Raw genomic sequence first — 13,136 nt, 5'->3', positions numbered from 1 at the left:
TACTACTGTTAAAGTATCAGCTCAGAAGCGGTTGTAGTTTCGCATCTATCGCTGCACGGGCACGAAATATTCTTGATCTCACTGTCCCTACCGGGCACTCCATCGCCTTGGCAATCTCCTCATAACTGAGTCCCTCAAGCTCTCTGAGGGTTATAGCTGTTCGCAAATCTTCGGGAAGCTCATCTATCGCCTGACTAACGGTTTCGGCAATCTCTTTCTCCAGCAGATGATGCTCCGGGGTGGCGTGCTCTTTCAACCGGACACCGACATCCAGTTGCTCGGCTGTGTCGGCATCAATATCCGAACTGGGAGGACGGCGTTTCTGGGCAACCAGGTAGTTTTTTGCCGTGTTGATGGCGATACGATAAAGCCAGGTATAGAACGCGCTTTCCTGGCGAAAGTTGGGTAACGCTTTATACGCCTTGATAAAAGCTTCCTGTGTCACGTCAAGCGTCTCACTGGGGTCTCTTACATAGCGGGAAACCAGATTTGCCACCTTTTGTTGATACTTGAGTACCAGTAGATCAAAGGCCTTCTTATCTCCACGCTGAACACGTTCGACCAACTCCCGGTCTATCTGCCGCTCCCCCATCAGGGTGTGCCCTCTGATAGTGGCAAGCTCCGCTCCATTCTCAATGTGGTTGACAACATGCTGTGTGATAAGTTCTCAATATCCGGTTCTAGAAATCCGTGAATTAGGATAGGATTCCCCCACAGTGCCTGCGACGCAGGGACACTGTCTTTCAAGCTGAATTATGACCCCAAGCCAGGATTCGGGTAAACCCCATGAATAAAAACGCCCCAAAACAATTTGATGTGCTGATTATTGGCAGTGGAGCAGCTGGCCTGAGTCTTGCCCTACGGCTGCCCGAATCCATCAGCATTGCCGTAATCGCCAAACGCCAACTAAGCGAGGGTAACACCTATTATGCCCAAGGCGGTATCTCCGCCGTGCTGGATGTTGAAGACTCTATTGATTCCCATGTGGAAGACACCCTGGATGCCGGGGCCGGCCTGTGCGATGCACAGACGGTCCGTCTGGTCGTTGAAAAAGGCCCGGAAAACATTCAGTGGCTGCTTGATGAGGGTGTGGACTTCACCCGGGATACCCCCGCCGGCAGCGGGTATCACCTTACCCGGGAAGGTGGTCATTCCCACCGCAGGGTTATCCATGCGGCGGATGCTACCGGACAGGAAGTCGAGAGCCGGCTGGAATCCCAGGTCAAGGCCCGCCGCAACATCAGCCTGTTTGAAGAGCACAACGCCATTGATCTGATCATGGGGGCCAAACAGGGCATCCCTGAAAACCCCTGCCTGGGCGCCTACATACTGAATAAAAAGACCAACCGGGTCGAAACCTTCACGGCAAAATTCACCGTGCTGGCAACCGGTGGCGCCAGCAAGGTCTATCTCTATACCAGCAACCCGGACGTCTCCACCGGGGACGGGATCGCGATGGCCTGGCGGGCGGGTTGTCGTGTCGCGAATATGGAGTTTATCCAGTTTCACCCAACCTGCCTGTATCACCCGCATGCCAAATCTTTCCTGATTACCGAGGCACTACGGGGTGAAGGTGGTAAATTGCTGCTTCCGGATGGTACACAGTTTATGCCGCGGTTTGATAAGCGCGCCGAACTGGCACCAAGGGATATAGTGGCGCGGGCTATAGACCATGAGATGAAGCGGATTGGCGCGGACTGCCTCTACCTGGATATCAGTCACAAGCCAGCCGAGTTTATCCGTGAACACTTTCCAAATATCTACGCCAAGTGCCTCGAATTCGGCATTGATATAACCACCGATCCAATTCCTGTGGTACCTGCCGCCCACTATACCTGTGGCGGTGTCATTACCGACCTCAAGGCCAGAACCGATGTGCCGAATCTTTTCGCCATTGGTGAAACCTCCTATACCGGATTGCATGGCGCCAATCGCATGGCCAGCAATTCCCTACTGGAATGCCTGGTTTATGCGCAGCAGGCGGCGCTGGATATCGAGCAACGCCTGCCCTCAGCCGCCACGCTGCCCGAGGTCATGCCATGGGATGAAAGCCGGGTTACCGACTCTGATGAAGAGGTGGTGGTCTCCCATAACTGGAACGAACTGCGCCATTTCATGTGGGACTATGTCGGCATTGTCCGTAGTAACAAACGACTGGAACGTGCGAAACGGCGCATTAACCTGTTACGGCATGAGATCAAGGAGTACTACAGCAATTTCCGGGTTACCAATGACTTGTTGGAGCTGCGCAATCTGGTAGAGGTTGCCTACCTGATTATCCATTCCGCGCAGCATCGTAAGGAGAGCCGCGGACTACATTTTAATATCGACTTCCCCCGTCAGGACGATCGTTTCCAGAAGATGCCTACTGTCCTGATACCGAATAATTATCAACCCTTGAATCCTGTTGACTGATCCGTAGCTTGAGGTGGACCCGTAATCGTCGGTGCTGCTCAGGGTCACAGTTGTCCACAAGCAGGAGATAGTATCGTCGGCTGAAAAATCCTTTCCGAAACCCCAGGATTGTCAGCCGGTGGATAGAAAAACAGCTATGCAGTGCCGGGTAGTACTGAGTCGCCCCGTTCTCCCGCTCGATCAACCAGCTGCCATCCGGTCTCCAGACAATGGTTGATTGTTCGCCTGCCCGAGCCCGCATTTTTTGATACAGCAGATACCAGGAGAGCATCAGCCAGGCAATTGGCAACAGCATCTCCAGGGGATATGAAACCGCAGCGACAACAGAATATGCGATCAACACCGCATGCAACAGGTGCCGGTAAAGGATCAATATTTTTGATTGGTGAAGCCGAATGCGCAACGGCGCCTGCTCTCTGTTCATCACACTCCCTGTGTAACAGAAATAATAGGATTTTTCTAACTAGGATCGCATCTGCATCAGCGTGATCAGGCGCCGGATATTACTATCGGAGGGAACCACGTTACCCATGACCCAGTCCAGCAACAGCTGGTCTTCAAAATCCAGCATCCGCACAAACAGCTGCTGGTCTTCAAGCGGAAGGTCGGAAAAGTGCCTATCAAGGAATCCGATCAGCACATAATCCAACTCGAGCATGCCACGCCGGCATTGCCAGCGTAGCTGCCCGAGAGGAGGAAGGCCGGATTCCTGCACTGGCACAATCACACTAGATTGAGTGCTTCAGCATCAGTTCCTTGATCTTGCCAATCGCCTTGGTGGGATTGAGTGATTTTGGACAATACTCAACACAGTTCATGATCGAGTGACAGCGGTACAATTTATAGGGTCCTTCCAGTGCGTCCAGACGCTCTTCGGTGGCCTGGTCGCGGCTGTCCGCCAGGAATCGCCAAGCCTGCAGCAGCGCCTGCGGACCGTGGAACTTGTCCGGGTTCCACCAGAACGAAGGACACGCAGTGGAACAGCAACCGCACATGATGCATTCGTACAGACCGTCCAGTTTATCCCGATCCTCGGGAGACTGCAGAATCTCCTGTTCAGGCAGGGGGTCCTTGTGGATCAGATAGGGTTTGACCGCCCGGTACTGCTGATAGAACTGGGACATATCGACGACCAGATCCCGGATTACAGGGCGACCCGGAAGCGGACGGACATTGACCGGCTCTTTCAACTCACTCACAGGGGTGGTGCAACCGAGCAGATTGCTGCCATTGACGTTAACAGCGTCTGAGCCACACACGCCCTCGCCACAGGAGTGACGGAAAGCGAAAGCCTCATCCTGACGTTTAATCTCCATCAGGGCGTCGCGAAGCATCATGCCTCGGGTCACCTCGACGTCATACTCCTGCATGTGCGGAGCGGTATCGACGTCGGGGTTATAACGGTAAACAAAAAATTTCATTCATCAACCCTCAGTAGACACGTGGCTTCGGTGGGAAGGTATCGACGGTAAGCGGTTTGGTCTGAACCGGTTTGTAATCCAGCCGATCACCCTCTTTAAAATAGACCGAATGCTTCAGCCAGTTCGCATCATCACGCTCGGTATAATCAGGACGGGAGTGGGCACCGCGGCTCTCCTTGCGCTCAAGCGCGGAAAGAACAATCGCCATACCGATGTCAATCAGGTTTTCCAGCTCCAGGGCTTCAATGCGTGCGGTATTGAACACCTTGCTCTGGTCACCCAGGCGCACATCCTTCAGTTTCTCGCGAAGCGCCTTAACCTTGGCGACACCTTCCGACATGATGTCGTCTGTTCTGAATACGCCAGCATGATCTTCCATTACCTTGCGGAACTCGTCACGCAGTTCGCGCACCGAGATACCCTCGCCCGGCTGCTCCCAACGGGTCAGTCTGGCCACGGCCTGCTCGACGGCGGTTTCATCCATCGTCTTGTGTTCCGGGTCGTCCTTCAGATGATCAATAATCTGCTGTCCAGCCGCACGACCGAATACCAGAATATCCAGCAGCGAGTTACCGCCCAGTCGATTGGCGCCATGCACCGACACGCAGGCGCACTCACCAGCGGCGTAGAGTCCGGGCACGATCTGCTCGGAGCCGTCGGAAGCAGGCACCACCACATGACCCAGTCGGTCGGTCGGGATACCACCCATCACATAATGTGCGGTGGGGAATACCGGAATCGGCTCTACTGCAGGGTCGACGCCGGCAAAGATCTTGGAGCTTTCGCGGATGCCCGGCAGACGCTTGGCGATGATATCCTCACCCAGGTGGTCCACCTTCAGCAGCACATGATCCGCGTTGGGGCCGCAACCACGTCCCTCTTTCACCTCGGTCACAATGGCGCGCGCCACCACGTCGCGGCTGGCGAGATCCTTAGCGTTGGGGGCATAACGCTCCATGAAGCGTTCTCCATCCTTATTGACCAGATAACCACCCTCGCCGCGCACACCCTCGGTAATCAGCATGCCACGTCCGGCGATACCGGTGGGATGGAACTGGAAGAACTCCATATCCATCAACGGCACGCCAGCCCGCAACGCCATGGCCATACCGTCACCGGTATTAATATGGGCGTTGGAGGTGGTACGGAACACCTGTCCGCAACCGCCGGTGGCCAGCAAGGTGGTCTTGGCCTCAATCAGCAGCGGCTCACCGGTCTCGATCTCCAGTGTCAGGGCGCCCAGGATAGCGCCTTCGCTATCACGAATCAGCTCAACACCGAAATACTCGTCAAAAAAGTGGGTGCGGGCCCGGATGTTCTGCTGGTACAGCGTGTGCAGAATAGCGTGACCAGTACGGTCCGCCGCGGCACAGGTGCGTGCCGCCTGGGCACCACCAAAATTCTGGCTCTGGCCGCCAAAGGCACGCTGGTAGATCTTCCCGTTGTCCAGGCGGGAGAACGGCACGCCATTGTGCTCCAGCTCGTAGACAGTGGGGATTGCCTCGCGGCACATATACTCGATGGCGTCCTGGTCACCCAGGTAATCCGATCCCTTGACGGTATCAAACATATGCCAGTGCCAATTATCTTCAAAGACATTGGCCAGCGCGGCATTCACACCACCCTGAGCGGCAACCGTATGGGAGCGGGTTGGAAATACTTTTGAGACAACTGCAACTCGCAGGTTGGCGTTGGCAAGCTGTAGCGCTGCGTTCAGACCGGCACCACCGGCACCGATAATCAGCGCATCAAAACGTCTTCTGGCTAGCGTCATGATATACCTATATTAATATGTGGTGTTCAGGCAGCCACACTGGCGAGGAATACAACCTTGGCAAACCAGAGGCCGCAAGCGATGAAGCCGATCGCAAACAGGCTGAGCAGACCTACCCTGGCCATGATGGGATGGATATAATCGATCAGCACGTCGCGAATGCCGACCCAGGCATGTATCAGTAGCGCTGTGACAAACAGCAACATGCCGATGGTAACACCGGGGTCCGCAACATAGGCTCGCCATGCTTCGTAGGTTTCAGGTGCATTGAAGCTCAGATGTCCGAGCATATATATAAGGTACAGGCCCAGATAGACTGCACTTATGCGTTGCAGCGCCCATGCGCGCAATCCGGATGCTTGACGACTCATAGCACTAACCCAATCAATACGGCGAGGACAGGAGCAGCCACCATAACGGCCTGCGCCGATTTGGTCTCTATCTCCTTCTCAACACCCAGGTGAAAATCAAGCAGCAGGTAACGAATGCCCGCCAGTAAATGGTGCAGCATCGCCCAAAGAACGACGAACAGGACCAGTTTAATAAACAGACTGTCCAAAATCGCCTTCGCCTCTGCAAAACCTTCCGGTCCGGAGAGAGAGAGATCAAGGGTATATGCCAGGAAGGGAATGGCCAGGATCATCAGCACACCACTGGCCCGATGTCCCACCGACATGATGGCGGCAATCGGAAAGCGGAACTGCGTCAGGTCTAGATAGACAGGCCGGTTTTTTGTCGTCATACAGATAGTCTCGTTGTCTCAGCCTAATGTACGTTTGTGTTTTTTCGTCAGAAACGTTGCACCTGACGGAACCGAACCCAATTATAGCGATTTGTCCCGGCTTTGAAAGGGTATATTTTATACAGCCATTAAATTTACTTAGCAGTAAATCATCCGTAAATAAATTTTCATTTAATATCTAACTCTCTGAGATATTTGAATAATTTACGTTGAGCGGCCGGTGGCTTTGCCATTTCCCGTTCTTTTTTTCCAGCACGAATTAATTGCCTTATGCGCTGAATGTCTACATTAGGACAAATATCCAACAGATCTGACAGAGTTTTGTCGTCGCCATCGATCAGCCGATCCCGCCACTGCTCTATACGGTGAAAACGCTGAGTATCCTGCATCGCCCGATCATCCATCCGCTTGAACAGCAACTCTACTTTCTCCGTATCCTCCTGATTGAGCAGCTTCCCAAGGCGCCGGATGTGACGACGCATGGCATTATGGCTTTTGATCCGCTGTGATTCCTGCAGGGCATCCAGCATCACGTCCGAAAAGCCAAACTCTTCCCACTGCGCCGGTTTGAGGCTGACCAGTCGCTCGCCCAATGCCTGAAGCGCCAGGTGCTGACGCTTGATTTCGCTACGGGAGACCTGTTGCTCTTCTTCATCATATTCATATGATTCAAAATCATCGGACATCACTTAACCACCTGAAAATATTCAATCATTAACTGCAATGTTCTTGCGCCTCGAAACTCATTGACTGAAAGTCGGTAAGCCGCATGAATGGTTGCCCCCTGTTGCGCCGGCATGGATTCAGCCTGATTAAAAGCGATCGCCTCCAGGATTTCGGAGCAATCTTTTCGCCGCAAAGTCATTTTTGCGTGCCTGCCGCCAACCGTCCGTTGCTGCTCAATCTCAAACCAGTCATCGAACAGCGGCTCGGGAAACCCCTGCCCCCATGGCCCCGCCTGATCAAGCTGTTCAGCTAACTGAAGGTCCAGCTGATCCGATTCCAGACTGCCATCGGAAACCAACTCACCTGTCAGGCTCCGCCCCCTGAGCTGTACCGCCACCGCTTCATCAAACCGACTGCGAAATTCCCCAAAATCGGATTTTGCCAGGGTTAAACCCGCCGCCATGGCATGCCCGCCAAATTTCTGCAGCAACCGGGGACAGGCGACTGCTATTGCTTCCAGGGTATCCCGGATATGTAGACCTTCGATCGACCTGGCCGAGCCTTTCAGAGTGTTTTCATCTGCCTCGGCAAAAGCGATTACCGGCCGGTGATAGCGATCCTTGATACGTGATGCCAGGATGCCAATAACACCTTGATGCCACCCTTCCTGGTATACACAAAGCCCGTACGGAAGCTGTTCACCCAGTTCCAGGCGACTGAGATGCTCCAGCGCCTGCTCCTTCATCGCCTGCTCAATCTGCTTGCGCTCGCTATTCATCTGATCGAGCAGATCCGCGGTTTTCGCGGCCTGGATCGACGAATCACTGATCAATGCGGCAATTCCCACAGACATATCGTCCAGCCGTCCCGCAGCGTTAAGCCTGGGGCCCACGATAAAGCCAAGATCGCCCGCAACCGCGCGCGCTAACGACTTGCCGGCTTTGGAAAATATTTCGCATATCAAAGGGCAACATCGGCCCGCGCGAATTCTCGCCAGCCCCTGCTGTACCAGAATCCGATTGTTATGATCCAGTCTGACCACATCGGCAACCGTCCCCAGTGCCACCAGATCAAGAAAATCAGCCAGATTTGGCTCCGCAAGATCTCTCGACTCGAACCATCCAATTTGCCGTAACCAGGCTCGCAGGGCTACCATGACATAAAACACAACCCCTACCCCGGCAAGATGTTTGCTTTCGAAAGACTCATCGGGACTGTTCGGATTCACGATTACGTTGGCGTTGGGCAAATCGGTGCCGGGCAGATGATGATCCGTCACCATAACGGCAATCCCTTTCTCTCGTAGCAGCGCCACTCCCTTCAGGCTCGATATACCGTTATCCACCGTGATCACAAGATCCGGGCCGAAATCCGCCGCCTTCCCGGCTATCTCCTCAGTCAATCCGTAACCGTCCGAAAAACGGTTCGGCACCATGAACATGACCCGTTCTGCACCCATGGCTGTCAGTGAGCGGACCGCCAGGGCACAGCTGGTTGCACCATCCGCATCAAAGTCGGCGACAATGAGTATGCGTCCATTGTTTTCCATTACCTGGTGAATCAGTTTTGCCGCCCCGGCCGTGCCACCAAGCTGCTCCGGCGGAATCAGGGCGCCCAGGCTGTATTGCAACTCGTCGGGGCCGCTCACACCGCGCAGGGCGTAGATACGCCGCAACAGTGGTGGCAGATCAGACAATTGCTCAACTGACTGGCACGAAACCGCTGGGCGGATAATGGTTCTTTCGCGGTTTGTCACGCGCGGATTTAGGCTTTCGCCAGGATGAAGGAGCCTTTGCTCTTGCCAAAAGCCACAAAACGCTGTTCAAAGTCATCCACAACAGAGGTCTTGACGGAATCCCTGTCCAGCAAGGCCTGACCCCATCGATTCAGCCGGGTCGGCATAAGATCTTCCAGGGCTTCATGATATTTTTTGAGGATTTCAAAACGCATAAAAAAAGGCGCATAGGCGGTATCGAGTAATGAGAAACGTTCTCCCATGAAGTAAGGGCCGTCACTGATCACCGGATCAAGGCGGGCGAAGGAACCACCCAGAACCTCGCACTGCTGCTGGAAGCTATCTTCATCCTTCGCCATCATCGCCTTGAACTGATCGAATAGCAGATTTGATCCGAACTCGATCCAGCCCCGGTGCTTGGCGCGTTCCAGCGGGTTTTCCGGATGCAGTGCGGGTGGATAAACCTCATCCAGATACTCGTTGATGATGGCTGATTCGAACAGTACTTCATCACCTATCCTGAGCAGTGGTACCTTGCCAAAAGGTGAAATCTCCTTGAACCAATCAGGGGGGTTATCCAGATCGATGTAAGTGATATCGAAATCCACACGCTTCTCTTTCAATGCGATTACCGCACGCTGCACAAACGGACAAATGGCAAAACTGACCAGCTCCAGGCCCATGATAATACCTCCGGTAATTGGTGAGTGACTCCGACAAATGATCATGGAAGAATATCATGAAGCCGGAGAAAGCTACCCATGAATCCTCCATAGCAGAGCGCTTCTTGAGATAATGCTGAAGATTGATCAGTGGATAATACCTGATGTCATGCCCGCCCTGCCCGGCAGGAATGAAGTCCATATCTGGAAAATCGAATTATCCACGCCGGGGCTGGACCTCGCACACCTGCTCACCCCTGATGAACAAATACGTCGCAAGCAGTTGTCACACAGAGAAGAGCAGATCCGGTTTGGAAATGCCCGTGGTTGCTTACGCTCGATATTATCTGCATATTCCGGAATCCCTCCTGCCCTGATACAGATCAGCTATGGTGAGAAAGGCAAACCCCGGCTGAAATCAGCAGAAAACAATCTCCAGTTCAACCTCAGCCATGCCGGAGAGCTCGCCTTGCTGGCGGTGAGCACGGAATATCCCATTGGCATTGATCTGGAGTTTGTGGTTATGCGGAAAAGCTTGCGAAGAATCGCCCGTAAGATGTTTGATCATGAGGTATTTAGGCAGCTTGAATCACTGGATGACGAAGCTTTAAAGCAGGCATTCTTTGTCCACTGGACCGCCCTGGAAGCCAGTACCAAGGCCGAAGGCAGGGGTATTTTTTCCCGTTCCATGAAAAACGGCCGTCTCTCCTGCGTCAATTTTCAGCCACACCCTGGTTGGTGTGCCGCGCTCGCCTCCGTGGGTAGTCTGCCGGCGGCCAAAAACTGGAGCACGCTGAAGTTCTCGCCTGATCTGGATACACAAATAGGGTAGAATATCGGCAATTTCGCACTTGCTATTCCGATAATAAACCACCCGCCCGGCTATACAACCACATGAAAAACAATCCATTTACCGGCATCAATCAGCTACTCCAGGGACTAAAGATGCTGACGCGGCCCGGCCTCAGGCGATATCTGCTGGCACCCGTTGCAATCAACATTGTAGTCTTTGTCATTATCGGCTGGATCGGTTTTAGCCAGTTTGACAGCCTGCTGAATACCTTTCTGCCAGAATCCAGCTGGCTGAGCTTCTTGCGCTGGCTGCTATGGCCACTGTTTGCCCTGAGTGTTCTGCTGATCACCTTTTATACGTTCACCGCGGTCGCCAACCTGATTGCCGCACCGTTCAATAGTCTACTCTCCGCCAAGGTGGAGGAGCTATTGACCGGCAACAAACCGCCTGAAAGCCGGCGGACCCTCCAACAACTGATTCTGCCGACCATACAGTCGGAATTGAGAAAACTGGGTTACTTCCTGCTCCGGGCAATACCTCTGTTATTGCTGTTCGTCATTCCCGGGATTAACCTGCTGGCACCTTTTCTCTGGTTGCTGTTCAGCGCCTGGTTTCTGGCCATCGAGTATGCCGATTATCCACTGGGGAATCATGGACTGGATTTCCGATCACAGCATGACCGGCTAAAACAGACCCGCCTGGCAGCGCTTGGTTTTGGTGGCGGGGTCACGCTGTTGATGATGATTCCAATACTGAACTTTGCCGCCATGCCTGCGGCCGTGGTCGGTGCAACACGCCTTTGGTGTGCCGGTACCGCGCGGGAATGATCAGCGATCGATAAAGCGGGCGATTCGCGCCACACCTTCTGCCAGTTTCTCCATGGAGGTGGTGTAGGCAAATCGCACATGTTGTTCTGGCAGGTTATCTCCAAAATCCTTACCCGGTGTAGTGGCTACACCTTCCGACTCCAGCAATTCATGGGCAAAGGCAAAGCTGTCCTCGGTTATCTTTTTACAGTTGGCGTACAGATAAAAAGCACCCTCCGGCTCCACGGGAATGTCAAAACCCAGCTGTCTCAGTGCCGGCAACAGATAATCCCGGCGCGCCTGGAATGCCCCACACCGCTGTTCAACAATACGCTGGGTCTCGTCTCCAAAGGCTGCCAGCGCGGCATACTGGGCAGGGGTTGGTGCGGATAGAAAAATATTTTGCGCCAGCCGGTCAGCAGCGCTGACATGACGTTCGGGAGCGATCATCCAGCCCAGCCGCCAGCCGGTCATACCGTAATACTTGGAGAAACTGTTGATGATAAACAGATCATCGGTGATCTCAAGTGCGGTAAAGGGATCAGCTCCGTATACCAGCCCCTGATAAATCTCGTCGACTATGAGGATACCACCCCGCTCTTTGACCACCCGGTATATCCTGTTCAGTTCTTCACGCTTGATCAGTGTGCCGGTAGGGTTCGAAGGCGAGGCTACCATCACCGCGCGCATATTGTCAGTCCACTCGCGCTCGATAATCTCGGCCGTCAGTTGATAACCGGACTCCGGACCCACCGGTACGGTCACCGGCTCGCCGGAAACCAGTCGGACAAAATGGCGATTGCAGGGGTAACCGGGATCGGCCATCATCACCGCCTCCCCCGGATTCACTACGATACTCATCACCAGTTGCAACGCCCCTGAAGAACCCGGGGTTACCAGTATCCGCGCCGGATCAAGGTGAACGCCATAACGATTCCGATAATCCGCGGCTATAGCTGCACGCAACTCCGGAATTCCCGCCGCCGGTGTATAGTGGGTATAACCCTCATCCAGCGCCCGCATCCCTGCCTCGATAATAGGCCTGGGCGTCTCGAAATCGGGCTCCCCTACCTCCATGTGGATAATTGAGCGGCCGCTGTTTTCCAATTCCCTGGCACGCGCCAACAGTTCCATTACATAGAAGGGGCGTATAGATGCCATTCGATCAGCTATCATCGGCGAAGCTACTCATTTAATGTGTGATTGAAAGGTATTTAAGTTGCAAGGGTAAAACCACAGACAGGCTGCCAGCTCAGGATACCGCATGCAGCCTGCGCAACATACCGACATCTACCACGGCTGCCCCATTAAGTTTGCCAGCCACGACACAGGCTGGATTTTCACTATCCCCCAATTGGTCCACGACCAGACTGGCACCGGTGAAATCCTCATTGGCCGTGTATCCATTCAGAGTAATGACCACGGTCGAAATACCGGCGGAGGTGGCCGATAGGAGACCGTTATGGGAGTCCTCTATCGCCACACACGCCTCTGGTTTCAGGCCCATTTTCTCAAGGGCCCAGAGGTAGATATCCGGCGCCGGCTTCTTTGCCGGAACCACATCACCGGCAGCTATCACCTCGAACGGATGCTTTCCTGCACGTCCGAAAAACTGTTCCAGCAGGGCATCCACATTGGCCGGCGTTGTGGTGGTTGCAATGGCCAGCCGTAAACCGGCTGCCGCCGCCTCGTCAATCAACCTGATCACCCCACTTCGTGGAGGTATCCGGCCTTCTTTCATTAGTGAAACGAAAACCTCGCTCTTATGACGATGCAATTCAGCAATAAACCGGTCCAGATCAGATGGGCGTTCCCAGGCAGGATTGAACCTGTCGAGATAATAGCGGATTCGCTCCTTGCCCCCGGTCACTTTGAGTAATTGACCATACATTTCCACGTCCCAGTGCCACTCCAGGCCAGCCTGGGAAAATGCGCTATTAAAAGCGACACGATGTCCATCCCGCTCAGTGTCGGCCAATGTGCCATCCACATCCCATATCAGTGCTTCCAGATTTGTCATAACCTACTCTTTTAACTGCTAATTATCATTCCTTGCAGGGCAAGGCGACAGGTTTGAAAACGTCTATTTTACCTGAGCCGGCAGTACGCAACACGGACCAAT

15 protein-coding genes are annotated in these 13,136 nt (G+C 53.9%); 3 read left to right on the top strand and 12 right to left on the bottom strand.

Going from position 1 to position 13,136, the window contains the following annotated elements; all coding sequences use genetic code 11:
- Positions 1–16: 16 nt before the first annotated feature.
- Positions 17–592 carry an RNA polymerase sigma factor RpoE gene (gene rpoE, locus ACHZBF_RS08520; protein ID WP_029132515.1) on the bottom strand — a complete coding sequence of 192 codons (576 nt, stop codon included), beginning with the start codon at positions 590–592 and terminating at the stop codon, positions 17–19.
- A gap of 194 nt (positions 593–786) precedes the next feature.
- On the opposite strand from rpoE, the gene nadB reads away from it, so the two are divergent.
- Positions 787–2,415 carry an L-aspartate oxidase gene (nadB, locus tag ACHZBF_RS08515; RefSeq protein ID WP_029132514.1) on the top strand — a complete coding sequence of 543 codons (1,629 nt, stop codon included), beginning with the start codon at positions 787–789 and terminating at the stop codon, positions 2,413–2,415.
- On the opposite strand, the gene ACHZBF_RS08510 is transcribed toward nadB, so the two are convergent.
- The 9 genes from ACHZBF_RS08510 to ACHZBF_RS08470 form a co-directional block, all read right to left on the bottom strand.
- Entirely contained in the window at positions 2,366–2,839 is a 474-nt protein-coding gene (locus ACHZBF_RS08510; RefSeq protein WP_321528198.1) for a protein YgfX, read from the bottom strand. The two genes, nadB and ACHZBF_RS08510, sit on opposite strands and share 50 nt — an antisense overlap.
- Before the next feature lie 39 nt (positions 2,840–2,878).
- Positions 2,879–3,130: an FAD assembly factor SdhE gene (locus ACHZBF_RS08505; protein ID WP_029132512.1), complete on the bottom strand. Its 252-nt coding sequence runs from the start codon at positions 3,128–3,130 to the stop codon at positions 2,879–2,881.
- Between the two features lie 13 nt (positions 3,131–3,143).
- Positions 3,144–3,836, bottom strand: a complete 693-nt coding sequence (locus ACHZBF_RS08500) for a succinate dehydrogenase iron-sulfur subunit (RefSeq protein WP_029132511.1) — start codon at positions 3,834–3,836, stop codon at positions 3,144–3,146.
- A gap of 10 nt (positions 3,837–3,846) precedes the next feature.
- On the bottom strand, positions 3,847–5,610 hold the full coding sequence (gene sdhA / locus ACHZBF_RS08495; protein WP_029132510.1) for a succinate dehydrogenase flavoprotein subunit: 1,764 nt from the start codon (positions 5,608–5,610) through the stop codon (positions 3,847–3,849).
- 26 nt (positions 5,611–5,636) lie between these two features.
- Complete coding sequence (sdhD, locus tag ACHZBF_RS08490; RefSeq protein WP_029132509.1) at positions 5,637–5,981, bottom strand: succinate dehydrogenase, hydrophobic membrane anchor protein; 345 nt, start codon at positions 5,979–5,981, stop codon at positions 5,637–5,639.
- Positions 5,978–6,352, bottom strand: a complete 375-nt coding sequence (sdhC, locus tag ACHZBF_RS08485) for a succinate dehydrogenase, cytochrome b556 subunit (protein WP_029132508.1) — start codon at positions 6,350–6,352, stop codon at positions 5,978–5,980. Before sdhC ends, sdhD begins: the two co-directional genes overlap by 4 nt.
- Positions 6,353–6,519: 167 nt before the next feature.
- Positions 6,520–7,038 (bottom strand): ribosome biogenesis factor YjgA, encoded by a 519-nt coding sequence (gene yjgA / locus ACHZBF_RS08480; RefSeq protein WP_321528197.1) that lies wholly within the window; start codon positions 7,036–7,038, stop codon positions 6,520–6,522.
- Positions 7,038–8,714: a single-stranded-DNA-specific exonuclease RecJ gene (recJ, locus tag ACHZBF_RS08475; RefSeq protein ID WP_321528196.1), complete on the bottom strand. Its 1,677-nt coding sequence runs from the start codon at positions 8,712–8,714 to the stop codon at positions 7,038–7,040. Before recJ ends, yjgA begins: the two co-directional genes overlap by 1 nt.
- A gap of 68 nt (positions 8,715–8,782) precedes the next feature.
- A complete protein-coding gene (locus tag ACHZBF_RS08470) occupies positions 8,783–9,436 on the bottom strand; it encodes a glutathione S-transferase family protein (protein WP_321528195.1) in 654 nt (217 codons plus the stop codon).
- Between the two features lie 112 nt (positions 9,437–9,548).
- On the opposite strand from ACHZBF_RS08470, the gene ACHZBF_RS08465 reads away from it, so the two are divergent.
- Both ACHZBF_RS08465 and cysZ read left to right on the top strand, forming a co-directional pair.
- The gene (locus ACHZBF_RS08465) at positions 9,549–10,247 is read left to right on the top strand and encodes a 4'-phosphopantetheinyl transferase family protein (RefSeq protein ID WP_051301859.1); all 699 of its coding nucleotides are present in this window, start codon (positions 9,549–9,551) and stop codon (positions 10,245–10,247) included.
- A 62-nt stretch (positions 10,248–10,309) separates the two neighbouring features.
- The gene (gene cysZ, locus ACHZBF_RS08460) at positions 10,310–11,035 is read left to right on the top strand and encodes a sulfate transporter CysZ (protein ID WP_321528194.1); all 726 of its coding nucleotides are present in this window, start codon (positions 10,310–10,312) and stop codon (positions 11,033–11,035) included.
- Here the strand turns inward: cysZ and ACHZBF_RS08455 are convergent, their stop codons facing one another.
- Positions 11,036–12,190 (bottom strand): pyridoxal phosphate-dependent aminotransferase, encoded by a 1,155-nt coding sequence (locus tag ACHZBF_RS08455; protein ID WP_037374699.1) that lies wholly within the window; start codon positions 12,188–12,190, stop codon positions 11,036–11,038. It abuts the gene before it with no gap.
- Positions 12,191–12,266: 76 nt separating this feature from the next.
- Positions 12,267–13,034, bottom strand: a complete 768-nt coding sequence (locus tag ACHZBF_RS08450) for an HAD family hydrolase (RefSeq protein WP_321528193.1) — start codon at positions 13,032–13,034, stop codon at positions 12,267–12,269.
- Positions 13,035–13,136: the final 102 nt, after the last annotated feature.

The organism is Sedimenticola selenatireducens (assembly GCF_963675335.2).
Classification (GTDB): domain Bacteria; phylum Pseudomonadota; class Gammaproteobacteria; order Chromatiales; family Chromatiaceae; genus Sedimenticola; species Sedimenticola selenatireducens.
This window is presented reverse-complemented; position numbering and strand designations above follow the sequence as displayed.

Coding starts and splice junctions, on each gene's coding strand:
- cysZ (WP_321528194.1), top strand. CDS start 10,310: ATGAAAAACAATCCATTTACCGGCATCAATCAGCTACTCCAGGGACTA.
- ACHZBF_RS08450 (WP_321528193.1), bottom strand. CDS start 13,034: ATGACAAATCTGGAAGCACTGATATGGGATGTGGATGGCACATTGGCC.
- sdhA (WP_029132510.1), bottom strand. CDS start 5,610: ATGACGCTAGCCAGAAGACGTTTTGATGCGCTGATTATCGGTGCCGGT.
- ACHZBF_RS08455 (WP_037374699.1), bottom strand. CDS start 12,190: ATGATAGCTGATCGAATGGCATCTATACGCCCCTTCTATGTAATGGAA.
- yjgA (WP_321528197.1), bottom strand. CDS start 7,038: ATGTCCGATGATTTTGAATCATATGAATATGATGAAGAAGAGCAACAG.
- sdhD (WP_029132509.1), bottom strand. CDS start 5,981: ATGAGTCGTCAAGCATCCGGATTGCGCGCATGGGCGCTGCAACGCATA.
- sdhC (WP_029132508.1), bottom strand. CDS start 6,352: ATGACGACAAAAAACCGGCCTGTCTATCTAGACCTGACGCAGTTCCGC.
- ACHZBF_RS08465 (WP_051301859.1), top strand. CDS start 9,549: ATGCTGAAGATTGATCAGTGGATAATACCTGATGTCATGCCCGCCCTG.
- ACHZBF_RS08500 (WP_029132511.1), bottom strand. CDS start 3,836: ATGAAATTTTTTGTTTACCGTTATAACCCCGACGTCGATACCGCTCCG.
- rpoE (WP_029132515.1), bottom strand. CDS start 592: ATGGGGGAGCGGCAGATAGACCGGGAGTTGGTCGAACGTGTTCAGCGT.
- ACHZBF_RS08510 (WP_321528198.1), bottom strand. CDS start 2,839: ATGAACAGAGAGCAGGCGCCGTTGCGCATTCGGCTTCACCAATCAAAA.
- nadB (WP_029132514.1), top strand. CDS start 787: ATGAATAAAAACGCCCCAAAACAATTTGATGTGCTGATTATTGGCAGT.
- ACHZBF_RS08470 (WP_321528195.1), bottom strand. CDS start 9,436: ATGGGCCTGGAGCTGGTCAGTTTTGCCATTTGTCCGTTTGTGCAGCGT.